Annotated in this window: 26 protein-coding genes; 15 read left to right on the forward strand and 11 right to left on the reverse strand. The window is 71.5% G+C overall.

Features of this window, described 5'->3' with window-relative positions; genetic code table 11:
• Positions 1–48 precede the first annotated feature (48 nt).
• Positions 49–210, reverse strand: a complete 162-nt coding sequence (locus ACFUUZ_RS12600) for a hypothetical protein (protein WP_378695447.1) — start codon at positions 208–210, stop codon at positions 49–51.
• A gap of 86 nt (positions 211–296) precedes the next feature.
• Between ACFUUZ_RS12600 and ACFUUZ_RS12605 the strand changes: the two genes are divergently transcribed.
• The 5 genes from ACFUUZ_RS12605 to ACFUUZ_RS12625 all read left to right on the forward strand — a co-directional run bounded on the left by ACFUUZ_RS12605 (position 297) and on the right by ACFUUZ_RS12625 (position 4,856).
• Positions 297–1,265, forward strand: a complete 969-nt coding sequence (locus tag ACFUUZ_RS12605) for a helix-turn-helix domain-containing protein (RefSeq protein WP_378695449.1) — start codon at positions 297–299, stop codon at positions 1,263–1,265.
• A 10-nt stretch (positions 1,266–1,275) separates the two neighbouring features.
• A complete protein-coding gene (gene cobU / locus ACFUUZ_RS12610; protein ID WP_378695451.1) occupies positions 1,276–1,824 on the forward strand; it encodes a bifunctional adenosylcobinamide kinase/adenosylcobinamide-phosphate guanylyltransferase in 549 nt (182 codons plus the stop codon).
• Positions 1,825–1,902: 78 nt separating this feature from the next.
• Positions 1,903–2,982 carry a nicotinate-nucleotide--dimethylbenzimidazole phosphoribosyltransferase gene (gene cobT / locus ACFUUZ_RS12615; protein ID WP_378695453.1) on the forward strand — a complete coding sequence of 360 codons (1,080 nt, stop codon included), beginning with the start codon at positions 1,903–1,905 and terminating at the stop codon, positions 2,980–2,982.
• A 169-nt stretch (positions 2,983–3,151) separates the two neighbouring features.
• Complete coding sequence (locus ACFUUZ_RS12620) at positions 3,152–3,898, forward strand: adenosylcobinamide-GDP ribazoletransferase (RefSeq protein WP_378695455.1); 747 nt, start codon at positions 3,152–3,154, stop codon at positions 3,896–3,898.
• A 244-nt stretch (positions 3,899–4,142) separates the two neighbouring features.
• Complete coding sequence (locus tag ACFUUZ_RS12625; RefSeq protein WP_378695457.1) at positions 4,143–4,856, forward strand: MBL fold metallo-hydrolase; 714 nt, start codon at positions 4,143–4,145, stop codon at positions 4,854–4,856.
• 61 nt (positions 4,857–4,917) lie between these two features.
• Here ACFUUZ_RS12625 and ACFUUZ_RS12630 read toward each other — a convergent pair whose 3' ends face one another.
• From ACFUUZ_RS12630 to ACFUUZ_RS12645, 4 genes are read right to left on the reverse strand one after another with little or no spacing between them, the layout of a single operon-like run.
• On the reverse strand, positions 4,918–6,015 hold the full coding sequence (locus ACFUUZ_RS12630) for a branched-chain amino acid aminotransferase (RefSeq protein ID WP_378695459.1): 1,098 nt from the start codon (positions 6,013–6,015) through the stop codon (positions 4,918–4,920).
• A 27-nt stretch (positions 6,016–6,042) separates the two neighbouring features.
• Positions 6,043–7,143, reverse strand: coding sequence for a glycine cleavage system aminomethyltransferase GcvT (gene gcvT / locus ACFUUZ_RS12635; protein WP_378695461.1), 1,101 nt, complete (start codon positions 7,141–7,143; stop codon positions 6,043–6,045).
• A gap of 60 nt (positions 7,144–7,203) precedes the next feature.
• Positions 7,204–7,848: a hypothetical protein gene (locus tag ACFUUZ_RS12640; RefSeq protein ID WP_378695462.1), complete on the reverse strand. Its 645-nt coding sequence runs from the start codon at positions 7,846–7,848 to the stop codon at positions 7,204–7,206.
• On the reverse strand, positions 7,845–9,272 hold the full coding sequence (locus ACFUUZ_RS12645) for an AAA family ATPase (RefSeq protein WP_378695464.1): 1,428 nt from the start codon (positions 9,270–9,272) through the stop codon (positions 7,845–7,847). The genes ACFUUZ_RS12640 and ACFUUZ_RS12645 overlap by 4 nt, the downstream gene beginning before the upstream one ends.
• Positions 9,273–9,421: 149 nt before the next feature.
• On the opposite strand from ACFUUZ_RS12645, the gene ACFUUZ_RS12650 reads away from it, so the two are divergent.
• Positions 9,422–10,945 carry a leucyl aminopeptidase gene (locus ACFUUZ_RS12650; protein WP_378695466.1) on the forward strand — a complete coding sequence of 508 codons (1,524 nt, stop codon included), beginning with the start codon at positions 9,422–9,424 and terminating at the stop codon, positions 10,943–10,945.
• A 33-nt stretch (positions 10,946–10,978) separates the two neighbouring features.
• Here the strand turns inward: ACFUUZ_RS12650 and ACFUUZ_RS12655 are convergent, their stop codons facing one another.
• Complete coding sequence (locus ACFUUZ_RS12655; protein ID WP_378695468.1) at positions 10,979–11,341, reverse strand: oxidoreductase; 363 nt, start codon at positions 11,339–11,341, stop codon at positions 10,979–10,981.
• A 255-nt stretch (positions 11,342–11,596) separates the two neighbouring features.
• Between ACFUUZ_RS12655 and sucB the strand changes: the two genes are divergently transcribed.
• The 5 genes from sucB (at position 11,597) to lipA (ending at position 16,706) form a co-directional block, all read left to right on the forward strand.
• Positions 11,597–13,387, forward strand: coding sequence for a 2-oxoglutarate dehydrogenase, E2 component, dihydrolipoamide succinyltransferase (sucB, locus tag ACFUUZ_RS12660; RefSeq protein ID WP_378695470.1), 1,791 nt, complete (start codon positions 11,597–11,599; stop codon positions 13,385–13,387).
• 18 nt (positions 13,388–13,405) lie between these two features.
• Positions 13,406–14,314 (forward strand): TIGR01777 family oxidoreductase, encoded by a 909-nt coding sequence (locus tag ACFUUZ_RS12665; RefSeq protein ID WP_378695472.1) that lies wholly within the window; start codon positions 13,406–13,408, stop codon positions 14,312–14,314.
• Positions 14,315–14,385: 71 nt separating this feature from the next.
• On the forward strand, positions 14,386–14,910 hold the full coding sequence (locus tag ACFUUZ_RS12670; protein WP_378695474.1) for a GNAT family N-acetyltransferase: 525 nt from the start codon (positions 14,386–14,388) through the stop codon (positions 14,908–14,910).
• 10 nt (positions 14,911–14,920) lie between these two features.
• Entirely contained in the window at positions 14,921–15,637 is a 717-nt protein-coding gene (lipB, locus tag ACFUUZ_RS12675; protein ID WP_378695476.1) for a lipoyl(octanoyl) transferase LipB, read from the forward strand.
• Between the two features lie 10 nt (positions 15,638–15,647).
• Positions 15,648–16,706: a lipoyl synthase gene (gene lipA / locus ACFUUZ_RS12680; RefSeq protein ID WP_378695478.1), complete on the forward strand. Its 1,059-nt coding sequence runs from the start codon at positions 15,648–15,650 to the stop codon at positions 16,704–16,706.
• Between the two features lie 45 nt (positions 16,707–16,751).
• On the opposite strand, the gene ACFUUZ_RS12685 is transcribed toward lipA, so the two are convergent.
• Together ACFUUZ_RS12685 and ACFUUZ_RS12690 are read right to left on the reverse strand one after the other, a co-directional pair.
• Positions 16,752–17,258 (reverse strand): MmpS family transport accessory protein, encoded by a 507-nt coding sequence (locus ACFUUZ_RS12685; RefSeq protein WP_378695480.1) that lies wholly within the window; start codon positions 17,256–17,258, stop codon positions 16,752–16,754.
• A 125-nt stretch (positions 17,259–17,383) separates the two neighbouring features.
• Entirely contained in the window at positions 17,384–17,524 is a 141-nt protein-coding gene (locus ACFUUZ_RS12690; protein ID WP_378695481.1) for a hypothetical protein, read from the reverse strand.
• Between the two features lie 17 nt (positions 17,525–17,541).
• Between ACFUUZ_RS12690 and ACFUUZ_RS12695 the strand changes: the two genes are divergently transcribed.
• Positions 17,542–17,898: a hypothetical protein gene (locus ACFUUZ_RS12695; protein ID WP_378695483.1), complete on the forward strand. Its 357-nt coding sequence runs from the start codon at positions 17,542–17,544 to the stop codon at positions 17,896–17,898.
• A gap of 171 nt (positions 17,899–18,069) precedes the next feature.
• On the opposite strand, the gene glnA is transcribed toward ACFUUZ_RS12695, so the two are convergent.
• Entirely contained in the window at positions 18,070–19,506 is a 1,437-nt protein-coding gene (gene glnA / locus ACFUUZ_RS12700; protein WP_378695485.1) for a type I glutamate--ammonia ligase, read from the reverse strand.
• A 457-nt stretch (positions 19,507–19,963) separates the two neighbouring features.
• Between glnA and ACFUUZ_RS12705 the strand changes: the two genes are divergently transcribed.
• Positions 19,964–20,416 (forward strand): RDD family protein, encoded by a 453-nt coding sequence (locus tag ACFUUZ_RS12705; protein WP_378695487.1) that lies wholly within the window; start codon positions 19,964–19,966, stop codon positions 20,414–20,416.
• Here the strand turns inward: ACFUUZ_RS12705 and ACFUUZ_RS12710 are convergent, their stop codons facing one another.
• Both ACFUUZ_RS12710 and ACFUUZ_RS12715 read right to left on the reverse strand, forming a co-directional pair.
• A complete protein-coding gene (locus ACFUUZ_RS12710; RefSeq protein ID WP_378695489.1) occupies positions 20,417–21,154 on the reverse strand; it encodes a DUF4191 domain-containing protein in 738 nt (245 codons plus the stop codon).
• Positions 21,155–21,241: 87 nt separating this feature from the next.
• Positions 21,242–21,712 (reverse strand): hypothetical protein, encoded by a 471-nt coding sequence (locus tag ACFUUZ_RS12715; protein WP_378695490.1) that lies wholly within the window; start codon positions 21,710–21,712, stop codon positions 21,242–21,244.
• Positions 21,713–21,887: 175 nt separating this feature from the next.
• On the opposite strand from ACFUUZ_RS12715, the gene ACFUUZ_RS12720 reads away from it, so the two are divergent.
• Positions 21,888–23,543 (forward strand): CocE/NonD family hydrolase, encoded by a 1,656-nt coding sequence (locus tag ACFUUZ_RS12720; RefSeq protein ID WP_378695491.1) that lies wholly within the window; start codon positions 21,888–21,890, stop codon positions 23,541–23,543.
• Positions 23,540–24,901 (forward strand): M20/M25/M40 family metallo-hydrolase, encoded by a 1,362-nt coding sequence (locus tag ACFUUZ_RS12725; RefSeq protein WP_378695492.1) that lies wholly within the window; start codon positions 23,540–23,542, stop codon positions 24,899–24,901. Before ACFUUZ_RS12720 ends, ACFUUZ_RS12725 begins: the two co-directional genes overlap by 4 nt.
• Positions 24,902–24,928: the final 27 nt, after the last annotated feature.

A 24,928-nucleotide genomic window follows, 5' to 3' on the forward strand; every position in this document is an offset into this window, starting at 1 on the left:
AACGGCCCGCCGGTACCACCGGCGGGCCGTTCCGCTGTCGGGGGCGGGTCACCGGTGGTGACCCACCCGGGTGGCGAGCGCCGCGAGGTCGGCGCGGAACCGTTCGGCGTCCCGGTCCTGGATGCCACCGGAGCCGGCCCGGGCGGGGCCGGCGGCGATGAGCGCTCCGAGCAGCAGGACGACGGCGAGGGCGAGCAGGAAACCAATCATGGCAGTAATTTTTCGCTCGTTGATATCCCGCCGAAAGTGGCAGCTCTGACATTGTTCGCAAAGATTCGGCCAGTTACCCTGATCCCATGCTGCAGAAGGTCGCCGTCGTGCTCGCGGAGACGATGGCCATGTTCGAGTTCGGCGTGGTCTGCGAGGTCTTCGGGCTGGACCGCACCGAGCAGGGGCTGCCCGGCTTCGACTTCCGGGTCTGCGGCGCGGAGCCGGGGCGGCCGCTGCGCTCCTCGACGCCCGGCGTCACCGTGACCCCGGACTACGGGCTGGACGAGCTGGCCGACGCCGACCTGGTCGCGGTGCCCGCCTTCCCGGTCAGCGCACTGGACGACGGGCTCGACCGGCGGCTGGTCGACGCGGTGCGCGGCGCCGCCGACGCCGGCGCCACCGTGCTCACCGTCTGCTCCGGCGCCTTCCTGGCGGGCGAGGCCGGGCTGCTCGACGGCCGCAAGTGCACCACGCACTGGCGCTACGTCGACGATCTCGCCGCGCGCTACCCCGCCGCGACCGTCGACCCGGACGTGCTCTTCGTCGACGAGGGCACGCTGATCACCAGTGCGGGCACCGCGGCGGGCATCGACGCCTGCCTGCACCTGGTGCGCCGGGAGATCGGCAGCGCCGCCGCGAACGGCATCGCCCGGCGCATGGTGGTGCCGCCGCAGCGCGACGGCGGGCAGCGGCAGTTCATCGAGCGCCCGATCGCCGAGTGCACCTCGGACAGCCTCGGCACCACCCTGACCTGGATGAGCGAGAACCTGGAGCGGCAGCACACCGTCGAGGAGCTGGCCGCCCGCGCGCGCATGTCGACCAGGACCTTCGCGCGGCGCTTCGCCGCCGAGACCGGGACCACCCCGGTGAAGTGGCTCACCACCCAGCGCGTGCTCTACGCCAAGCACCTGCTGGAGGACTCCGACGACGGGCTGGAGCGGATCGCCGGGCTGGCCGGGTTCGGCTCGGCCGCGCTGCTGCGGCACCACTTCCAGCGCCAGGTCGGGATCGCGCCCACCGAGTACCGGCGCCGGTTCGGCGGCGAGCCCCGGTAGCCTGCGCGGCATGGCCGACTCCCCCGCCGGGCTCCGCACGCTGGTGCTGGGCGGCGCGCGCTCCGGCAAGTCCGCGCACGCCGAGGAGCTGGCGGGCGCGCACGGCCCCGTCCGCTACCTCGCCACCGCCGTCCCCGACCCCGCCGACCGCGACTTCGCCGAGCGGATCGCCGCGCACCGGGCCCGCAGACCCGCGGCGTGGGAGGTGCTGGAGAGCGCCGACCCGGCCGCGATCCTGGCCGCGCCCGCCGACGGCGCCGGGTCGGCGACCCTGGTGGACGACATCGGCACCTGGCTCACCGCCCGGATCGACGCGCTCGACGCCTGGGAGGCGCCGCGCGGGACCGTCGCCCCCGAGGCGGACGCCCTCGTCGCGGCGGTCGAGCGCTACCGGCACCGGCTGGTGCTGGTCAGCCCGGAGGTCGGGCTCGGTGTGATCCCGGCGACCCGCTCCGGCAGGCTCTTCCGGGACGAGATCGGCGCGCTGAACCAGCGCCTGGCCCGGGTCTGCGACGAGGTGGTGCTGGTGGTGGCCGGGATACCGATGCGGGTGAAGTAGGCCGGGCCGCATCGGACACTATGGAGCGGCAGCGCGCGGCCACCGGTCGCGCGCCGGAAGCACGCGGAAAGGCTGACAGTGACACACGGATTCGAACCGGTCTCCGCTCCCGACGCCCTCGTGCGCGCGGCCGCCGTGGCGCGCCAGGCGCAGCTCACCAAGCCTGCGGGCGCGCTCGGCAGGCTCGAGGAGCTGGGGAACTGGGTCGCGGCCTGCCAGAGCGCCTGCCCGCCCGCGCAGTTCGAGCGGGCGCGGGTGGTGGTCTTCGCCGGGGACCACGGGGTCGCCCGGCACGGCGTCTCGGCCTACCCGAGCGAGGTGACCGCGCAGATGGTCGCCACTATCCTCGGCGGCGGCGCCGCGGTGAACGCGCTGGCCGCCGTCGCGGGCGCGACCGTCCGGGTGGTGGACATCGCCGTCGACGCCGACACCGACCCGTCGATCTCCGCGCACAAGGTGCGCCGCGGCAGCGGCTCGGTGGACCGCGAGGACGCGCTCAGCGAGGACGAGGTGCAGGCCGCGCTCGACGCGGGCCGCGCCATCGCCGACGAGGAGATCGACGCGGGCGCCGACCTGCTGATCGCGGGCGACATGGGGATCGGCAACACCACCCCGGCCACCGCGCTGATCGCCACGCTCACCGGCGCCGAGCCGGTGGCCGCCATCGGCCGCGGCACCGGGGTCGACGACGCGGGCTGGAGCCGCAAGCTGGCCGCCGTGCGCGACACCATGCGCCGGATCCGGCCGGTCGCCAAGCGGCAGCCGGTGGCGCTGCTCCGGGTCGGCGCGGGCGCCGACATCGCCGCGATCACCGGTTTCCTGGCCTGCGCCGCGGCCAGGCGCACCCCGGTGATCCTGGACGGCATGGTGGTGACCGCCGCCGCGCTGGTCGCCGAGGATCTGGCCGACGGCGCCAAGGCCTGGTGGGTGGCGGGGCACCGCTCCAGCGAGCCCGCGCACCGGCTGGCGCTGCGGCACCTGCACCTGGAGCCGCTGCTCGACCTGGACATGCGGCTCGGCGAGGCCTCCGGCGCGCTCGCCGCGCTCCCCCTGCTGCGCGCCGCCGTCGCCGCGCTCGGCGAGATGGCGACCTTCGGCGACGCGGGCGTCAGCACCCCGGCCGAAGCCGCCGCCCCCCTGCCGAACCTGCGCAAGTGAGCCACGGGCCCCGCGCCGCGGTGGGCGGCCCCGATGCGGCCCTCGTCCTCGGCCGCGCGCGGCCCCGCGTCGCGATGAGCGGCCGCGGCGCGGCCGATGACGGGGACCGCAACCGGCGAGAGCTCTCCCGCGGTAGTGGCGAAGTCCATCCCCGCCTTCGCGCGCGCCGGTGAGTACGGGGTTGCGGCTCGCGCTCTCCTGGCTCACCGTGCTGCCGGTGCGCGGGCCGGACGAGGTGGACCGGGGGGTCGCGGGGCGCGCGATCGCGGCGGCGCCGATCGCGGGGCTGCTGCTCGGGGCGCTCGCGACGGCGGTGCTCTGGGCGCTCACCGCAGCGGGCGCGGGCGCGCTGCTCGCGGGGCTGCTCGCGGTGGGCGCGCTCGCCGTCGCCACCCGCGGCATGCACCTGGACGGCCTCGCCGACACCGCGGACGGCCTCGGCTGCTACGGCCCGCCCGAACGGGCGCGGCGCATCATGAAGGACGGCGGCATCGGGCCGTTCGGCACCGCGGCGCTGCTGCTGGCCGTCCTGACCCAGGCCGCCGCCTTCGCGGCGCTCGCGGAGGCCGGGCTCTGGGCGGGCGTCGCGCTCGCGGTGGTCACCGGCCGGGTCGCCGCGGTCCTCGCCTGCGTCCGCGCCCCCGCCGCGCCGGACACCGGCTTCGGCGCACTGGTCGCCGCCACCCAGCGCCCGGCGACGGCCGCGCTCTGGAGCGCCGCGACACTCGCCGCCGCGGCCCTGCTGCCCGGCACCGCACCCTGGCACGGCCCGCTCGCGGTCGCCGCCGCGCTCATCGCGGCCGCACTGCTGACGCAGCATTGCGTCCGCCGTTTCGAGGGTCTCTCCGGCGACGTCCTCGGCGCGGCGGTGGAGACGGCGACGGCAACGGCCGCCGTCCTCCTCACCCTCGGCTGAGCGGGCGGAGAGCCCGATACCCGGCCGCGAATTCAGCGATTGACCGCACGAACAGCGCAATCCAGCTACTGCAGAGCACGCACAACTGTTTGTTTCCGGTCACGGACAAGCCACCATTCGGCAATCCGAACTGCCAATTCCGAAGTGCCGCCGATCAAACGTGGCGACCACCACAGTCTGGGCCAGTGGACATTTTCCGGCCGACTCGCACGCATCGTCTGGGTCGCACAATAAGGTGGACGCCATGTCTTCCGAGCGCCTGTACTTCCGCCAGCTGCTGTCCGGCCGGGATTTCGCCGTCGGCGATCCGATCGCGACGCAGATGCGGAATTTCGCGTACCTGATCGGCGACCGGGAGACCGGGGAGTGCGTCGTCGTCGACCCCGCCTATGCCGCGGGCGATCTCGTCGACCTCGCGGAAGCCGACGGCCTGCGCCTGACCGGCGTGCTCGCCACCCACCACCACCCGGACCACGTGGGCGGCACCATGCTCGGCTTCACCCTGCGCGGCGTGCGCGAACTGCTGGAGAAGACCAGCGTGCCGGTGCACGTGAACGCCAACGAGCTGAGCTGGGTAGCGAATGTCACCGGCATCGCGGAAAGCGAACTCACCGGCCACGACCACGGCGACAAGCTCAGCGTCGGGACTTTCGAGATCGAATTGTTACACACGCCCGGACACACCCCGGGCAGCCAGTGCTTCCTCTTCGAGAACCGGCTCGTCGCGGGGGACACGCTGTTCGTCGACGGCTGCGGCCGCACCGATTTCCCCGGCGGCGATTCCGACGCCATGTTCCGCAGCCTGCGGTATCTCGCCGGGCTGCGCGGCGACCCGGTGGTGTATCCGGGGCACTGGTACTCGCAGGAACCGAGCGCCCCGCTCGGCACGGTGCGCGACAAGAACTACGTGCTGCGCCCGCAGACGCTCGACGAATGGCACATGCTGATGCCGGGCTGAGCCCAGCACACGCGCAGCAGCCCCGCAGGACGTTCCGGACGGCAGGGCTGCGCGCCCGCGCTCAGAAGCGGAAGAGCCAGTCGTGGGTGTCGGCGAAGGTGCCGCGCTGGATCCCGGTCAGGGTGTCGCGCAACGCCAGGGTGACCTCGCCCGGCTCGCCGCCGCCGATCGCGACTTCGCCTTCGGGCGAACGCACCCAGCCGACCGGGGTGATGACCGCCGCGGTGCCGCAGCCGAACACCTCGGTGATCTCGCCGGAGGCCGCCCCCTCCAGCCACTCGCGCACCGAGACCTTGCGCTCCTCCACCCGGTACCCGGCGTCCGCCGCCAGCGTGAGGAGCGAATCGCGGGTGATGCCTGGCAGCAGCGAGCCGGAGAGCTCCGGCGTCACCAGGGTGGCCTCCGAGCCGGAGCCGAAGACGAAGAACAGGTTGTTCGTGCCCATCTCCTCGACGTAGGCGCGCTCGCAGGCGTCCAGCCAGACCACCTGGTCGCAGCCCTTCTCGGTGGCCTCGGCCTGGGCCAGCAGCGAGGAGGCGTAGTTGCCCGCCACCTTGGCCTCGCCGGTGCCGCCCGGCGCCGCCCGCACGTACTCGGTGGAGAGCCACACCTTCACCGGCTTCACACCGCGCGGGAAGTAGGCGCCCGCGGGCGAGGCGAGCAGCAGGTACTTGTAGCCGGAGGCGGGCTTGACGCCGAGCCCCGCCTCCGTCGCGAACATGAAGGGCCGCAGGTAGAGCGCGTCCTCGCCGCCCGCGGCGGGCACCCAGTCGCTGTCGACCTCGAGCAGCGCGCGCACCGACTCGATGAAGAGCTCGTCCGGGAGCTCGGCCATGGCGAGCCTGCGCGCCGAGCGCCGGAAGCGCGCGGCGTTGGCGTCGATCCGGAAGCAGGCGATGCTGCCGTCCGACTGCCGATACGCCTTGAGCCCCTCGAAGATGGCCTGGCCGTAGTGGAAGACCATGGTGGCCGGGTCCATCTGCAGCGGCGCGTACGGTTCGACCCTGGCATCGGTCCAGCCACCGTCCCGATAGTCGATGGAGACCATGTGGTCGGTGAAGTACCGGCCGAAGCCGGGCGCCGCCAGAATCTCCTGTACTCGCTCACCCGGGGTGCGGGCGGGGTGCGGAATACGGGCGAACTGTGCAGCAGCGGTCATACCGGCGATCCTATCGGTGCGCCCTGTTCAGGCGGGGCGCGCGTCCACGAACGGGGGCCGCACCACCGCGCAGCGCAGCCGCCTGCCGCGGACGTCGGCGGTGACCTCGGCGCCCGGCTCCAGCCCGGCGGCGGTGTCGAGCAGCGCGAGCGCGATCCCGCCCTGCAGGGTCGGCGAGAAGGTGCCCGAGGTGGTCTCGCCGACCACCTCGTCGTCGCGCAGCACCCGCTGCCCGCGGCGCAGCACACCGCGGTCGATGGCGCGCAGCCCGAGCAGGGTGCGGGCGGGGCCCGCCGACTTCTCCCGCTCCAGCGCGGCCTTGCCCCAGAACCGCGGCTTGGCCCAGCCCACCGCCCAGCCGCAGCGCGCCTGCAGCGGGCTGATGTCGATCCCGAGTTCGTGGCCGTGCAGCGGATACCCCATCTCGGTGCGCAGGGTGTCGCGGGCGCCGAGCCCGGCGGGCTGCCCGCCCGCGGCGCGCACCGCGTCCAGCAGCGCGCGGAACACCGGCTCGGCATCGTCCCAGCGGGGCAGCAGCTCGTAGCCGTGCTCGCCGGTGTAGCCGGTGCGGCAGACCCGGACCGCGCGGCCCTGCCACTCGGCGTCGGCGAAGGCCATGTAGCCGAGATCGGCGGGCAGGCCGAGGCTTTCGAGCACCGCGGGCGAGCGCGGGCCCTGCACGGCGAAGACCGCGTAGGCCCGGTGGTCGTCCGTCACCGTGACGCCGCCGGTGCCCGCCGTGCGCAGCCGGGACACCACCTCGGCGGTATTGGCGGCATTGGGGACCAGGAAGATCTCGTCCGGGCCGACGAAGTAGGCGATCAGGTCGTCGACAACGCCGCCGTCGTCGGTGCAGCAGAGCGTGTACTGCGCCCGACCCGGCCGGATCCGGTCCAGGTCGTTGGTGAAGGCGCCGTTCACGAACTCCGCCGCGCCGGGGCCGCGCACCGTCGCCTTGCCGAGGTGGCTCACGTCGAAGAGCCCGACCGTCTCGCGCACCGCGGTGTGCTCGCGCACCGTGCCCGCGTAGGAGACCGGCATCCGCCACCCGCCGAACGGCGCGAAGGTGGCCCCCAGCTCGGCGTGCACGGCGTCGATGGGCCCTCGGAGCAGCTCGGTGTCGGTCACCCGAGGCAGCTTAGCGGCCGTTCGCGGAGTCGACGCTGCCTCAGCCGGACAAGCCGACGATCAGTCCTCAAGCCCAGCGATAACTGCGTCCACCTCGTCGAGGAGCCGCTGCCAACTCGGAAGAGTCTTCACTCCTTCGGATCCGCCTACGCGCTCGAGAAGTTGACGCCTATGCTCGTTGAATCGTTTGGCAACCCTCTCACGGCGCCGCCCCGTGCATTCCGAGGCCTCAAGTAAGCACATCTTCAATAATTGCTTAGGGTCGGGCTCAGATTCGATCTTTTTTGGTCCAGGGAGATTTAGGGATGCCTTTCCGGAGGGTTTTCCAGCCACCCTCCTGATCGCCGTTTCGTCGAGTAGCAACCACGCTTCGGTCATCCGGACAGGAATAACGGAAACCACACAAGGAATCTGAGGAGCAGCATGATTAACCGCAGTCCGAATTTCCTTCTTCCGGCGCTCCCATCCATCCCCATCTGCATCCCGATGCACGACAATGATGTCCGGGTCGAATCCAAGAAGTGCCAAACCGGCAGTAATTCTGGACTCCACATCTTTCGGGACACCAGCGAGTATTCGGAAGTCGGGCTTGGTCAGCCGGATTTCGACTCCCTTCTCCAAAAACAAAGTTTCGATAATATCCGCCAACGGCAAGTCCGAAGTACCCTCACACACGTACAGCCCGGATAAGGTCAGGGGCTTCACCCGATCATCTCCAGCGGCAGCCGGAGTTGGGCACCTGCAGGAGCGGCAAGATATGCCACGACGTCTCCCTCGGAGAATGAACGTGCCCCCCGGGCCGCTCGCCAAGATTTGTAGTACGGAAGCAGTGCGAGCGCGGTGGTAACGGAGCCATCCTGAGCCCGCTGAGGACGGGTTTCAGCGAGAAGCAGATCCGCCGGATCACAGAGTTGAACTACGCCGGGAGCGTGTGTATTGATGATCACTTGACGGAAGGGATTCTCCGCGCCAGGAGCCTGGGTGGGATCCACAGCAAGGTCTCGAACCAACTGAACCATGGCCGGAAGGTTCGCAGGATGAATACCATTCTCAGGCTCCTCCATACAAATAAGACCGGTAAAACTAGGGTCTTCAAGCAGCACACAAAGAGCGAGGAATCGAAGGGTCCCTTCCGAGAGTGCACGCGCCGGAAGCTGCAGTCCACTTCTCTCGGTAAGGAAGAGCGTGAACACTTCCCTGACTTGATCCGGCTCGACGACTATCGATTCGACACTAACACCAGAGAGGTCTGACAAACGGTCCGATACTTGCGCATACACGGCCTCTGCATCAACGTCGCCACTTGCATACGAGGTGTCATTCGCGATCCGATAGAGCGTCGAAGCGAGATGGCGGCCGTTGGTTTCCATCGAACGCGGGTCGACGAAGCCATCCGGAGCCCTTAGAGCCGAAGGCTCCAGAGCCAATCGATGCCAGCTCTGCATCTCTCGGCGCGCAGCCAAAATCGTGGGATAGTCATTTGTCGTCACTGTACTTAGAACAGTCCTGCCAGCACGCGCTGCAGCCCTCGGCTGAGGCTTTCCGAAGCTACCGCCGTCGCCGTGCACGTTGATTACTGTCCCGTTTTCCCGCTCATGTGTCGACAGGAATGCTCCACCACGCCTCTGTCCAGCAACAATCGTGTTCCTGAAATTCTTTACATTATGGGGAAACTTCAGATGACGAGGCGCGTCACCCCTCGTTATATGACGCAACTCCTCGCGCTCTAGAGTGAGCCGCCCCATGCTGCTCTCCCCTACCGGGTCAGAGAAGCCGAGATCGAGTTCGTACCTCAAGAATGTCGTAGTTGGCTTGGCCGGAGCTCCAAGGTCGTCCTCGACCTCAGCGGGAACTATCATCTCGACCGCAAAGGACATCTTGCGTTGATGGTCCCGGTAGCCGTCCCAGAAGAGATCCCGCGGATCACCGCCCCTCATCCCTGATGCGCCTCGAACCCGTTGCGATGCCTCCATCAAGGGATCGGTAGCCAGGTACGACAAGAACTCGATCGCATCGAATACGTTTGACTTGCCCATCCCGTTCGCTCCCGCGATACAGGTGAATGGGCCGAAGTCGACCTGAACGTCTAGGAGGTTCTTGAACCCGCGAATCTCCAGCCTGGTGAGCATGGTCGTTAGGCTACACAGCGGGTAGGACGTTGCACCGCGTTCAGAGCGGAACAGCCTACGGTTCTCCAAATGCGGCAATACACAGCAGCGGCATAGCACTGGATGCGCCGAGGAGCGATCGTGATACGGATACGCAGTAGCCTGTGCTGATGACCGCTGCTGCTGACCGCCCGCTCGGCCCGGAACTGGCTCGTACCACCACACTCGGCCCCGACACCGACGTGCTCGTCATCGGTGTCACCTCGTCCGAGAACGGCCCGGCGATCGTGCCCGATGACCTGTTCACCGACGTGCTCGGCGCCGACCTGCGCGGCGCCCTGCTCGAGCAGCTCGGCGCCGTCGGCGCCAGGGGCAAGGCGGAGGAGCTCACCCGGGTGCCCGCCCCGGCCGGGCTGGACGGCGTCACCAGCGTGCTCGCCGTCGGCCTCGGCTCGGCGGAGAAGTTGGACGCCGAGCAGATCCGGCGCTCGGCCGGCGTGGCGGCGCGCGCGCTGAGCGGCGCCGAGCAGGTCGCGAGCACGCTCTCCGGGCTCGACCTCGGCGCCGCCGCGGAGGGCTTCTACCTGGGCGCCTACACCTTCGCGCCGTACCGCTCGGCGAAGAGCGCGCCGAAGCCGGACGAGCGCCCGCCCGCCAGGATCGAGCTACTGGTGCCCGAGCCGGAGTTCGGCGAGGAGGCGCTGTTCCGCGCGCGGCTGGTCGCCGAGGCGGTCGCCACCGCCCGCGATTTCGTGAACACCCCGCCCAGCCACCTGTTCCCGGCCGAGTTCGCCGACCGCGCCGCGCTGCTCGCCGAGGGCGCGGGGCTCGCGGTCGAGGTGCTGGACGAGGAGGCGCTGGCGGCGGGCGGCTACGGCGGCATCATCGGGGTCGGCAAGGGGTCGTCGCGGCCGCCGCGGCTGGTCCGCATCCGCTACGAGGGCGGGCCGCGCCGGGTCGCGCTGATCGGCAAGGGCATCACCTTCGACACCGGCGGCATCTCGATCAAGCCCGCCGCCAACATGGACGCCATGACCTCCGACATGGCGGGCGCGGCGGCGGTCATCGCGACCACGCTGCTCGCGGCCAGGCTGAGCCTGCCGATCACGGTCACCGCGACGGTGCCGATGGCGGAGAACATGCCGTCCTCCACCGCGCAGCGCCCCGGCGACGTGCTCACCCAGTACGGCGGCACCACCGTCGAGGTGCTGAACACCGACGCCGAGGGCAGGCTGATCCTGGCCGACGCCATCGTCCGCGCGGGCGAGGACGACCCGGAGTTCCTGATCGACGTCGCCACGCTCACCGGCGCGCAGATGGTCGCGCTCGGCACCCGCACCCCCGGCGTCATGGGCACCGACGAGTTCCGCGACCGGGTGGCCGGGATCTCCCGCGCGGTCGGCGAGCACGGGTGGGCCATGCCGCTCCCGGCCGAGCTGCGCGCCGACCTGAACTCCAAGGTCGCCGACCTCGCCAACGTCGCGGGGCACCGCTGGGGCGGCATGCTCTCCGCCGGGCTCTTCCTGAAGGAGTTCGTGCCCGAGGGCGTGCAGTGGGCGCACATCGACATCGCGGGCCCGGCCTACAACTCCGGCGGCCCGTTCGGCTACATCGGCAAGGGCGGCACCGGCGTCCCGGTGCGCACGCTGATCGCGGTGCTGGAGGAGATCGCGGCCGAGCCGGTCACCGAGTAGCGCGGAACGGCCCGGCGTACGCCGCCGGGCCGTTCACAGCTCGTCGAGCTCGCGCTCCAGCTCGCGCTTGCGGCGGATGCGCTCGCGCTCGTCGTGGTCGCGCATGCGCTGCGGGTAGCCGGTGCGCTCCACGTCGTAGACCGGGATCCCGAGGTCACCCGCGAGCCTGCGCGCCCCGCGCTCGCCGACCACTCGGCGGGTCCACTCCCCGTCCGCGGCGATCAGCACCACCGTGACATCGGTCACGGTGGTCTTCGGCTCCACATAGCCCTCGACGCCGGTGTGCGTGCGCACCCAGTCGGCCAGGTAGCGGGCGTCCTCGCCGCGCACCCCGCCCGGCCGCGCCGCCCGTCCGGCCCTGGCGGCGGCACCACGGAAGCGATCCAGCAGCCCCATCGCAGAATCACCTCCTCGTCTCCCGCCGGCCGGGGGTTCCTGCGCCGCGGCCGGGTATCTCCATACTGCCCGAGCCCGGCAGTTGCCCGCCCTGTGCCACACGCCACGCGCGCGAGTGCAAGGATGGACCGCGGTACAAGAAACCACACAGATATCCGGTGCCGAGCGCGCGCGGACGTCGCCGCGACCCGCGGCGGTGTCCCACCGGGCAGCGAACTGTTGTAGACCCGTCGAGCAGTCAAGGAGTCAACGGACATGGCCTTCTCCGTCCAGATGCCGGCTCTTGGTGAGAGCGTCACCGAGGGAACGGTCACCAGGTGGCTGAAGCAGGAAGGAGACACGGTCGAGGTCGACGAGCCCCTGCTCGAGGTATCGACCGACAAGGTCGACACCGAGATCCCGTCTCCGGCCGCAGGTGTGCTGACGAAGATCGTCGCCCAGGAGGACGACGTGGTCGAGGTCGGCGGTGAGCTGGGCGTGATCGGCGATGCCGGTGAGCAGAGCGGCGGCGACGAGGCCCCCGCCCCGGCCGCCGAGGAGCAGCCGAGCGAGGAGGCCCCGGCCGCCGAGGAGGCGCCCGCGGACGCGGAGGTCCCGGCCGAGGAGCAGCCCGCCGCCGAGCCCGAGCAGAGTGCGCCCGCCGCGTCGTCGGGGTCCGGCGACGGCACCCCGGTGAAGATGCCGGAGCTGGGCGAGTCGGTCACCGAGGGCACCGTCACCCGCTGGCTCAAGGCCATCGGCGACGAGGTCGCCGTCGACGAGCCGCTGCTCGAGGTCTCCACCGACAAGGTCGACACCGAGATCCCCTCCCCGGTCGCGGGCACGCTGCTCGAGATCACCGCGGAGGAGGACGACGTGGTCGCGGTCGGCGGTCAGCTCGGCGTGATCGGCAGCGGCTCGCCCGCGCCGAAGTCCGAGCCCGCGCCCGCCCCGGCGCCGAAGCAGGAAGCCGAGCCGGAGCCCGAGCCCGAACCGGAGCCGGAACCCGAGCCCGAGCAGGCCCCAGCGCCGAAGGAAGAAGAGAAGCCTTCGAAGCCCGCGCCCGCCCCGGCCGCGAAGGCCGCGGCGCCGAAGAGCGAGCCCGCCGCCGGTGCCACCCCGTACGTCACCCCGCTGGTGCGCAGGCTGGCCGAGGAGAACGGCGTCGATCTCGGCGAGCTGAGCGGCTCCGGCGTCGGCGGCCGCATCCGCAAGCAGGACGTGCTGGCCGCGGCCGAGGCCAAGAAGGCCCCCGAGCCCGCCGCCGCGCCCGCGCAGCAGCAGGCGCCCGCCGCCGCGGCCGCGCCCGCGGCGAAGCCGCAGCCCGCTCCGGAGCTGGCCCACCTGCGCGGCACCACGCAGAAGGCGAACCGGATCCGGCAGATCACCGCGACCAAGACCCTGGAGTCGCTGCGCACCACCGCGCAGCTCACCCAGGTGCACGAGGTCGACGTCACCCGGATCGCGGCGCTGCGCGCTAAGGCCAAGGCGGCGTTCAAGGAGCGCGAGGGCGTCAACCTCACCTTCCTGCCGTTCTTCGCCAAGGCCGTGGTCGAGGCGCTCGGCGTGCACCCGAACGTCAACGCCAGCTACGACGACGGCAGCAAGCAGATCACCTACCACGCCTCGGTGCACCTCGGCATCGCCGTCGACACCGAGCAGGGGCTGCTCTCGCCGATCATCCACAATGCCAGTGACCTCTCGCTGGCCGGGCTGGCCAGGGCCATCGCGGATATCGCGGGCCGGGCGCGCAGCGGCGGGCTGAAGCCGGACGAGCTCTCCGGCGGCACCTTCACCATTACCAACATCGGCAGCCAGGGCGCGCTGTTCGACACCCCGATCCTGGTTCCGCCGCAGGCGGCCATGCTCGGCACCGGCGCGATCGTCAAGCGCCCGGTGGTGGTGACCGACGAGGGCGGCAGCGAGTCCATCGGCGTCCGCTCGATGGCGTTCCTGCCGCTCACCTACGACCACCGCCTGATCGACGGCGCGGACGCGGGCCGCTTCCTCACCACCATCCGGCACCGGCTGGAGGAAGCCGCGTTCGAGGCCGATCTGGGGCTGTAGCGGAAGGCGGCCGTCTCGATGAAGGTCGTTGTCGCCGGTTCGTCCGGCCTGATCGGGACGGCGCTCGTCGCGGCACTGCGCCGGGACGGGCACGAGGTGGCTCGCCTGGTGCGGCGGCAACCCGCCGCACCCGACGAGTTCGCCTGGGACCCCGCGCGCGCCGAGCTGGACCAGCGGGCGCTGCGCGGGGCCGATGCCGCCGTCAACCTGTGCGGGCGCAATACCCACGCCCAGCGCTGGACCGGCCGGTTCAAGCAGGAGCTGCGGGACAGCCGGATCACCCCCACCGACGTGCTGGCGGGCGCGGTCGCGGCGGCCGGGGTTCCGGTGCTGGTCAACGCGGGCGGCGTGCACGTCTACGGCGGCGCCACCGGGGACCGGGTGATCGACGAGACCGCCCGGCCCGGCAGCGGTTTCCTCGCCACGCTCTGCCGGGACTGGGAGGCCGCCACCGCGCCCGCCGCCGACGCCGGGGTGCGGACCGTGCTGCTCCGCGGCGGCCTGGTGCTGGCCCGCACCGGCGGGCTGCTCGGCGTGCTCCGCCCGCTCTTCGGGCTGGGGATCGGCGGCCGGTTCGGCGACGGCAGGCAGTACACGCCGTGGATCTCGCTCGCCGACGAGGTGGGCGCGATCCGGCACGTGCTCGCCGACTCCAGGGTGGCGGGCCCGGTGAACGCGGTCGGCCCGGCCCCGGTCACCAATGCCGAGTTCACCCGCGCGCTCGGCCGCGCCCTGCGCAGGCCGACCCCGCTGGTGGTGCCCTCGTTCGTGCTGCGCGCCGCCGTCGGCGAGTTCGCCGACGAGGCGGTGCTGCGCGGGCCGCGCGCCATCCCGACCGTCCTGGAGGAGAGCGACTACGTGTTCCGCCACCCCACCCTCGGCACCGCGCTGACCGATCTCTTCGACCCGGCTGGGGACGGCGCGTGAGCGAGTCAGGCCCGGAGGCGGAAACGGAGCGTAGCCACGGAGGGCCCTCGCTCACGCGCAATGGATACAGCGTGAAGGTTCGTGATGCCGTGCAGAGCGACCTACCGGCGATTCTGGTCATCCACAATGCCAATATCGCCGCCTCGACGGCGATCTGGGATGTCGACGAGGTCGGTATCGAGGAGCGGGAGGCGTGGTTCGCGGCCCGCGCCGCCGCCGGGCACCCGATCCTGGTGGCCGAGATCGACGGCGAGGTGGCGGGGTACGCGAGCTACGGCCAGTGGCGCCCCAAGCTCGGCTACCTGCACAGCGTGGAGAACTCGGTCTACGTGGACGAGCGCTTCCAGCGCCGCGGCGTGGCCCGCGCGCTGCTCACCGCGCTGCTGGAGCGGGCCAGGGAATCGGGGTCGGTGCACGCCGTGATCGCCGCGATCGAGTCCAGCAACACCGGCTCCATCGCGCTGCACGAGCAGTTCGGCTTCCGCACCGTCGGCGAACTTCCCGAGGTGGGGAGAAAGTTCGGCCTGTGGATGGATCTCACGCTCATGCAGCTCACGCTGCCGGTCACCGAACCCGACCAGCGGCTCGGGGCGTAACGTCGCCGCTGTGAACACCACACCGTCCGCCCGCTCCGACTCGACCCCGATCGTGGTCGAGGATCTGGGGCTGATCGACTACCACCGCGCCTGGGACCTGCAGCGCGCGATCGCCGCCGAGCGCGCCGATGGCCGCGGCGCCGACCGGCTGCTGCTGCTCGAGCACCCCTCCGTCTACACCGCGGGCCGCCGCACCGAGGCCGAGGACCTGCCGATCGACGGCAGCCCGGTGGTGCAGGTCGACCGCGGCGGCAAGATCACCTGGCACGGCCCGGGTCAGCTGGTCGGGTACCCGATCGTCCGGCTCGCCGAGCCGGTGGACGTGGTGAAGTACGTGCGCAGGCTGGAGGAGGCGCTGATCAGCGTCTGCACCGGGTTCGGCATCGAGTGCGGCCGGGTGGAGGGCCGCTCCGGCGTCTGGCTGCCCGCGGCGGGCGCGCTGGCCGAGCGCAAGATCGCCGCCATCGGGGTCAGGGTGCAGCGCGGCGTCGCGCTGCACGGCATCGCGCTGAACGGCAACCCCGCCCTCGACGGCTTCCAGGCCATCGTGCCCTGCGGGATCCGGGACGCGGGCGTCACCACGCTCACCAGGGAGCTGGGCCGCGAGGTCACCGTCGCCGAGCTGAAGCCGCTGGTCGCCACGGCCATCGCGCAGGCGCTCGACGGCGAGCTGCCCGTGCGCGAGCACACCATCGCCCGCCCGCAGCCGACGGCGACGACGGCGTAAGGTCGAGACAGTGACCACCGCTCACGAGACTCCCGCGCCCCGCTCCACCCCCGGCGAGGCCGCCAGCGCCCCCCGGGGGCGCAAGCTGCTCCGCATCGAGGCCCGCAATGCCGAGACCCCGATCGAGCGCAAACCGAACTGGATCCGCACCCGCGCCACCATGGGCCCCGAGTACACCGAGCTCAAGGGGCTGGTGAAGCGCGAGGGGCTGCACACCGTGTGCGAGGAGGCGGGCTGCCCCAATATCTTCGAATGCTGGGAAGACCGCGAGGCCACCTTCCTCATCGGCGGCGAGCAGTGCACCCGCCGCTGCGACTTCTGCCAGATCGACACCGGCAAGCCCGCCGCGCTCGACCGCGACGAGCCGCGCCGGGTGGCGGAGAGCGTGCAGGCCATGGGGCTGCGCTACAGCACCATCACCGGCGTCGCCCGCGACGACCTGGCGGACGGCGCCGCCTGGCTCTACGCCGAGACGGTGCGCGCCATCAAGGCGCTGAACCCGAACACCGGCGTCGAGCTGCTCATCCCGGACTTCAACGCCGTGCCCGAGCAGCTGGCCGAGGTCTTCTCCGCGCGCCCCGAGGTGCTCGCGCACAACCTGGAGACGGTGCCGCGCATCTTCAAGCGCATCCGCCCCGCCTTCCGCTACGAGCGCTCGCTGTCGGTGCTGACCGCCGCCCGCGAGGCCGGGCTGGTCACCAAGTCCAACCTGATCCTCGGCATGGGCGAGACGCCGGAGGAGGTCACCCAGGCCATGCGCGACCTGCACGAGGCGGGCTGCGACATCCTCACCATCACCCAGTACCTGCGCCCCTCCCCCCGGCACCACCCGGTGGACCGCTGGGTCAAGCCGGAGGAGTTCGTCGAGCACTCCCGGGTGGCCGAGGAGCTCGGCTTCGCCGGCGTCATGGCGGGCCCGCTGGTCCGCTCCTCGTACCGCGCGGGCAGGCTCTACGCGCAGGCCATGGCGCACCACGGCCGCGAGATCGCCCCCGCCATGGCGCACCTCGCCGAGGAGGGCACCGCGTCGCAGGAGGCCAGCTCGGTGCTGGCCCGCTTCGGCGGCTGACGCCTGGCCCGGCCGGTGGGCGCGCGTCCCACCGGCCGGCTCCGCTCACTCCCCGCCCGCGTCCCCGCTGCAGCTGACCATGGAGAACGGGCCGTTCGAGGTCTGCTCGGAGATCACCCGGCCGTCGACCAGGATCCGGCAGGAGAGCTCCTCACCGTCCTCGCCGTTCTGCGCCGTCAGGCTGACGTACTTGCCGAGCCCGTCGATGGTGACGTCCTTGCTCCACGGCAGCGCCGCCTCCGACTCCTGCGCGATATTGAAGTCCCGCCCCGAGTACGTGACCGAGGTCGAGCCCCCGCTGCCCTGCACCTCGTAGGTGACGGTCACCTCGCGCGCCGCCTCCTTGTCCACCTCGTTCACGGCTCCCGCGATCAGCGCCATGCATCCGCCGACCCCGAGCAGGATCACCAGCGCGATCCCGCCCAGAATCCACGGCCACTTGGCCTTCTTCCGCGGCGGCTGCGCGTACCCCTGCGGCCCGTAACCACCGGGGTACTGCCCCTGCGGCGGCGGCGCCGGATACTGCTGGGGCCGCCCGTACTGATCGGTCATGAACCCTCCCGCTCGATGATGTCAGCCCGCTATGAGTGCGGACCGATTGCCCATCGAACCAGGTCGGGAGGGGTTCCGGAGGAGTTTCCGGTGCCGACCGGTGCCACCCCCGGAGACCGGTCGGATTACTCCCCGTCCGCGTCCCCGCTGCAGCTCGCGACGGCGTACAGGCCGCTCGAGGTCTGCTCCGAGATCACCCGGCCGTCGACCAGGATCCAGCGGGTGATCTCCGCCCCGTCGTCCCCGCTCTGCGCCGTGAGACTCACGAACTTGAAGGAGCCCCGTGGGCAGCACCTCGATCCCGCCGCGCGCACTCACCGCCCGGGAAACCGCCGTCCTCACAACCCTCCTGTCCGCCCACCCCGAGTACGCGGCCCAGCTCCCCCACACCCGCGCCGTCGCCACCTGGGGCCCGGAATCCCCCAGCCTCGACCTACGAGTCACCGCGGACTCCCCCCGCGCCGCCGATGCGCTGACCGGCATCCTCACCGACGCCACCGTCTCCGACGAGAACACCGCCCCCATCGGCGAACTCCTCCTCTGGGCCCAGAATGGCCTGCTCAGCGCCATCGAATACGCCTGGTACACCGACACCCGCCCCCACGAACTCCCCGACCCGACGCGCATCACCGTCCGCTAGAACTCGACCAGTATGCAAAACGTTGGCTCCAGCCCTACGAAATGCATACTGCTCACCCGCGAGGCGTCTGTGGCTGCGTCATGATCAACGGTCGGGCCCCGTACACGGACCGAGGCCCCGGCATCCCCCATCGGAATGCCGGGGCCTCGGAGAACCCGTGACGCGGACGACTTACACGTCGAAGTACAGCTCGAACTCGTACGGGTGCGGCCGCAGGTTGACCGGCGCGATCTCACCCTCGCGCTTGAGCGAGATCCAGGTCTCGATCAGGTCCTCGGTGAAGACGTTGCCCTCGGTGAGGTACTCGTGGTCCTGCTCGAGCCGGTCGATGACCGAGGCGAGGCTGGTGGGGGCCTGCGGGATGCCCTTGGCCTCCTCCGGCGGGAGCTCGTAGAGGTCCTTGTCGACGGGGGCGAGCGGCTCGATCTTCTTCTTGATGCCGTCCAGGCCCGCCATCAGCATGGCGGCGAAGGCGAGGTACGGGTTGCCCGAGGAGTCCGGCGCGCGGAACTCGATGCGCTTGGCCTTCGGGTTGTTGCCGGTGACCGGGATGCGGACCGCGGCGGAGCGGTTGCGCTGCGAGTACACCAGGTTGATGGGGGCCTCGTAGCCGGGGACCAGGCGGTGGTAGGAGTTCACCGTCGGGTTGGTGAAGGCCAGCAGCGACGGGGCGTGGTGCAGGATGCCGCCGATGTAGTGCCTGGCCAGGTCGGAGAGGCCGCCGTAGCCCGCCTCGTCGTGGAAGAGCGGCTTGCCGTCCTTCCACAGCGACTGGTGCACGTGCATGCCGGAGCCGTTGTCGCCGAAGAGCGGCTTGGGCATGAAGGTCACCGTCTTGCCCTCGGCCCAGGCGGTGTTCTTCACGATGTACTTGAAGAGCTGCAGGTCGTCGGCGGCGTGCAGCAGGGTGTTGAAGCGGTAGTTGATCTCCGCCTGGCCCGCGGTGCCGACCTCGTGGTGCCCGCGCTCCAGCTCGAAGCCCGCGTTCTGCAGGTTGGTGGAGATCTTGTCGCGCAGGTCGACGTAGTGGTCGTACGGCGCCACCGGGAAGTAGCCGCCCTTGTTGCGGACCTTGTAGCCCCGGTTCAGCTTGCCGTCCGGGTCGCGCTCGGCGCCGGTGTTCCAGGAGCCGGAGACCGACTCGATCTCGTAGAAGGCGCCGTTGATGCCGGAGTCGTAGCGGATCGAGTCGAAGATGTAGAACTCCGCCTCGGGGCCGAAGAACGCGGTGTCGGCGATCCCGGTGCTGCGCAGGTACTCCTCCGCCTTGCGGGCGATGTTGCGCGGGTCGCGCGAGTACGCCTCGCGGGTGAAGGGGTCGTGCACGAAGAAGTTGATGTTCAGCGTCTTGGCGGCGCGGAACGGGTCCAGCTGCGCGGTGCTGAAGTCGGGCAGCAGCAGCATGTCCGACTCGTCGATGGACTGGAAACCGCGGACCGACGAGCCGTCGAAGGCCAGGCCGTCCTCGACGAGGTCGGCGGTGAACGCCTTGCCCGGGATGGAGAAGTGCTGCTGCACACCGGGCAGATCGCTGAAGCGGATGTCGACGTACTCGACCTCCTGCTCCGCGATGTACTTGATGACCTCGTCGGCCGTGCTGAACGTCACTTGTTCTCCTTACCGATCGGTTCCCAGCCCGTGTCGATTGCGTGGGTTCGTCGAGAGACGCTATGGACGCGGTGTTTCCCGGCAATCAAGGCTGTGTTTCGCGAGTGTTACACGTAGGGCGACAGGTGTGAGGTTGCCCGCCTCGCCCCGGACCACCGCCGATCCTGCCATGCGCGCGGCTCGCGCACGACGTGGGCACGGGTTTGCGCGTGGCGCCGCACGGCGGTTGCCCGGCCGTAGCCACGGCCCTGACCAGGTGGAATGACGGTCCCCGCCGCAGCCCCAGCGAAGGTTCGGCAGCCGGGCTCGGCCGACCGGCCAGGACCTTGCTCACATGCCGTGCTGCGCCACGAGCACCCAGGCCCGGCACGCAGGGCGGGCGCCGAGGCGGCGGTTAACTGCCGGTGTGCGGCAACACCGGGTGAATCGGGCGAACACGACGACCTATCCTGGGGGCATGGCGCGTATCACCGGTTCCTGGCTGTCCGGACCCGCGGCGGAGCCGGGGGACCCGGCCGCGTCGGAGTATCGGGGCGAGCAGTTCGGGCTGCCCCGGGAGGGGGCGGGCTCGATCGCGGGCATGGGCAGGCGGGTCTTCGCGATCTTCCTGGACTGGATGATCGCGGTCGGCATCTCCGCGCTCATCGTGCGCGGGGTGAACGCCAACCTGCCGCTGCTGATCTGGTTCGTGACCGGCATCGCCGCGGTGACGCTGTTCGGCTTCACCCCCGGCCAGTACTTCGCCCGGCTGCGGGTGGCCAGGATCGAGGGCCCGATCCCGGTCGGCTTCGTCCGGGCGCTGGCCAGGCAGGCGCTGCTGGTGTTCGTGATCCCGGCGCTCTTCACCGACGCCGACGGCCGCGGCATGCACGACCGCGCCACCGGCACCGTGCTGGTGCGCTCGCGCTGATCAGCGGCGCCGGATGGTGCGCTGCATGCCGCGCATCTTGGCGTTGCCCGGCATCGGCCCCTTGGGCAGCGCGGGGCCGCTGCGCGAGCTGAGCGCGGAGAGCCTGCCCTCGATGTTGTCCATCCGCTTGCTGTCGATATTGCGCGGCAGCTTGGTCAGGTAGCGCTGCAGCTCCTTGAGCGGCACCTGGCCCTCGTCGTTGCCGATCACGACGTCGTAGATCGGGGTGTCGCCGATCAGCCGCGCGGTGCGCTTCTTCTCCTGGGCGAGCAGAGAGCGGACCCGCTGCGGGTTGCCCTCGGCGACGAAGATGACGCCGGGCAGCCCGATCACCCGGTGCACCGCGTCCAGCTGGGTGGTGGCGGCGACGCCGTTCGAGACCCGCCACTTGCCCTGCAGGTTGTCCAGCACCCAGGCGGCGGCGCCCGCCTGGCCCTCGGCGCGGGTGTAGACGGTGCGCTGCACCCGGCGGCCGAAGATGATGAAGGCGAGCAGGACGCCGAGCAGCAGGCCGAGCGGCAGCAGGAACCAGTGGATGCCGAAGAACAGGCCGATCAGGAAGAACAGCACCGTGGTGCCGAGCACCGCGCCGATCATCAGCGGCAGCAGCAGCTTGTCTTCCTTGCGCTGCATCTGGAACGCCTGCCACAGCTGCTGCCTGCGTTCCTTCGACTGCTGCTTGCGCGCCGCCTTCGCCGCGGCCTTCGCTTCCTTGGAAGCGGCCTTCCCTGCTGCCATGGTGCTCAGGATAGTGCCAGGCCGTTCAGCCCCGCGCCGGGCTGTGCCCACGTGCCGGGAGCCGGGCCACTCCGAACGGCGGCGGACTCAACCGCGGGCCGGGCTGCGATCCGGCGGCTCGCGGCGCCCGGGGACGCCGAGCACCGAGAGGTCGAGCGCGCCGCGGTTGTCGGTCCAGCCGCTGGCCCGCAGGTCGGCGGGCGAGCGCACGCCCATGGCGTCGTGCAGCCCGATCGCGGCGCCCCTGGCGAGCTCGGTGAAGGTGTGCCGGGAGATCGGCCAGAGCAGGGTGCGGTTCCAGTTGTCGACGTCGCGGCCCGCGTCGGGGGCGCTCCAGCCGAGTTCGCGCAGCCGCTGCGCGTTCGCGGGCGAGATCGGCTCCAGCAGGAAATCGTTGCCCGCCAATTCGGCGGAGAGGCGGATATCGAATTGCGCGAATTGCGCGTAGCGATTTCCGGAGGCGGCGATCACCAGCGTCGCCCTGGACGGAAGTTCGGCGAGGCAGCGCGCCAGCGCGCGCACGAACTGCTCCCACTCACCGGCGGTCGGATCGGTCATGTCAGCCCCCGAGCCATCGAATGTGCCCGATCATACGCCCGCGCGCCCGCCCGGCCCGTCGGATTTCCGACCGACATCGGTTCGATTCCGGCACTGCGCGATTCGGCGCGGCGCTGCGCCGATACCCCCGATCCTGGGTCTGGCGCGATTCCGCGCGGCGGTCGATAGTGCTCGGGTGACGATCGGGATGGTGATTCGCGCGGTGGCCGGGGCGCTGCTGGTGCTCGGCCTGTTCGCGCCGGTGTCGGCGGCCGGGCCGGAGCCCGCCTTCCAGTGGCGGGAGGAGTACCTGACCGCCGCGGACGGGACCCGGCTGCACGTCGACATCCTGCGCCCGGCCGGGCTCGCCGACGACGTGCGCACCCCGGTGGTCATGACCGTGAGCCCCTACCGCAACCAGCTCGCGTACCTCACGCTGCCGCGCCCGCAGGGCGGCCCTGCCACCGACTACCTGCCGGTCAGCACGCTGCTGGCGGCCGGGTACACCTACGTCATCGTCGACCTGCGCGGGTTCGCGGGCTCGTCCGGCTGCCCGGACTACGGCGGGCCCGGCGAGCGGAACGACGTGCGGACGGCGGTGGAGTGGGCCGCGGACGCGCCGTGGTCGACCGGCCGGGTGGGGCTGTACGGCCTCTCCTACGAGGGCTGGGCCGGGGTGATGGGGCTGGCCGAGCAGCCGCGCGGGCTGGCCGCGGTGGCCAGCTTCGGCCCGGTGGTCGACCCGTACGCCTACCTGTACATGCAGGGCATCTCGTGGCGCTTCTCCGGCAAACCGGTGGTGGAGACCGGGCTGCGCCCGGCCGACGGCGTCGGCTTCGAGCACCTGCTCTTCGCCTCGATTCCCGGGCACTGGAATTCGTCGCCGGAGTACCGCGCGAATGCCGGGCAGATTCCGCTCGACTGCTATCTCCCCTATCTCGCGGAGACCGCGAACCACGACCCGAACACCGCTTTCTGGCGGGACCGGGAACTGATCGAGCGGGTGCGCGGCAGCACCGTCCCGGTCTTCCTCGGCCAGGGGCTGGTGGATTACAACACCCGCCCCTACCGGGTATTCGATCTCTGGGAGGCACTCGGCCCCGGCGAGCACCGCGCCTGGTTCGGGCAGTGGGGGCACCGGGATTGCCTGGACAAGTGCGCGGGCCCGGATTTCGCGAGTGAGGTGCGCGCCTTCTTCGACCGGCACGTCGCGGGGCGCGACGTCGAGGTGCCCGGCCCGCGGATCACCGTGAACGCGGCGGACGGCACCTGGCGCGGCGAGCGGCAGTGGCCGCCCGCCGACGCGCGGCGGGTCCCGGTCGAGCTGCGCACCGGCACCTACACCCACCGCGGGCTGCTGCCCGGCCCGGATCGCGAGATCTGGACCATCTCCGAGCCGCTGCCGACGACCCAGCACCTGGCGGGGTTGCCGACCGCGGTGCTGCGGCTCGACGGCCCGCCCGCCGCGACCGTCGCGGTGGAGATCTACGACGTGGAGCCGAGCGGCCGCGCCACCGCGATCACCCGCGGCATCGCCCCGGTCGCCGAGACCGCGCGGATCCGGATGCTCGCCCAGGACTGGCCGATCGCGGCCGGGCACCGGATCGGCATCCGGATCGTGGACATGGTGGACGACGTGTGGGCCAATGCCGGGGTGAACGCGCCGGTCACGGTCACCGCGGCGCAGGTGGAGCTGCCGCTGCTCACCGCGCTGCGCACCGCCGACCTGCCCGGCGGCGCCGGAATCGACCTGATCAAGTGGAAGGCCGAGCGGGTGATCACGCTCGGGCCCGGCGTGGTGGAGAATGCGAGTGTGTCGCTGAATCTCCCCGCCCCGGCCCCGGCGCCGTGACCGAGACCGCCGCCCGCCCCGCCGTCGCGCCGGTCGACGACGCGGTCGCCGAGCGCCTCGCCGCCGCGCTGCGCTGCGTGACCATCTCCACCGAGCCGCCGACGAACGCCGCCGACGGCGAGTTCGACCGGCTCGGCGCGCACCTGGAGCAGTCCTTCCCGCTGGTGCACCGGGAGCTGGAGTGCACGCGGTTCGGGCACAGCAGGCTGTACCGCTGGGTGGGGAGCGAGCCGGAGCAGGTGGCGGCGCTGCTGCTCGCGCACCAGGACGTGGTGCCGGTGGACGACGAGACCCGGTGGACGCACCCGCCGTTCGCCGGGGTGGTGGACGCGGAGTTCATCTGGGGCCGCGGCGCCATCGACGACAAGAGCCGGGTGCTGGCGCTGCTGGAGGCCACCGAGGCGGCGCTGGCCGCGGGGGTGCGGCCGCGGCGCACGATCTACCTGGCCTTCGGCCACGACGAGGAGACCTTCGGCGACTCCGGCGCCGTGCGGATGGCGGCGCACCTGCGGGCGGCGGGCGTCAGGGCCGAGCTGCTGCTGGACGAGGGCGGCGTGATCGCCGAGGACCTGGCCGACGGCGTCGAGGCGCCGGTCGCCACCGTCATGGTCGGCGAGAAGGGGTACGCCACCGTGCGGATCTCGGCCACCCAGGTGGGCGGCCACTCCTCCATGCCCGGCAAGCAGACCGCGGTCGGCCGGGTCGCGCGCGCGGTCGCCAGGATCCAGGACAACCCCATGCCGCTGCGGCTCACCCCGGTGATCGCGGACATGGTCGGCAGGCTGCGGCTCGCCATGCCGCGCGCGCGGCGGATCCTGCTGCGCGCCGCCAGGGTGGCGGCGCCCCTGGTGATCCGCATCCTGGCCGCCGCGCCGCAGACCGAGGCGCTGGTGCGCACGACGACCGCCCCGACCGTCTTCCACGGCGGGGTGAAGGCCAATGTGCTGCCGCAGCGCGCCGAGGCGCTGGTGAACTTCCGCATCCTGCCCGGGGATTCGGTGCGGAGCGTGCTCGAGCACTGCCGGGCCGTCGCCCGCGACCCAGGGCTGACCATCGAACTGGTCGGGCTCGCCTCCGAGCCCTCCGACACCAGCGGCCCCGGCCCCGCCTTCGAGCTGGTCGCGGAGCTGGCCCGCGCGGTGGTGCCCGGCATCGCGGTGACCACCGGGCTGGTGCCGGGCGCCACCGACTCCAGGCACTACGACGGCCTGGCGGGCACCAGGTGCAACTTCGCGCCGATCGTGCTGAGCCGGGCGGACCTGGAGCGGATCCACGGCACCGACGAGCGGATCTCCCGGCTCAACTACGCTCGCCTCATCGAATTCGACCGGCGGCTTCTGGACCGGCTGGCCGGCTGACCGCGCACTTCGAACCGAGGAGCTCAG

Origin of the sequence: Nocardia sp. NPDC057353 (genome assembly GCF_042667085.1) — a bacterium.
Lineage (GTDB): Bacteria > Actinomycetota > Actinomycetes > Mycobacteriales > Mycobacteriaceae > Nocardia.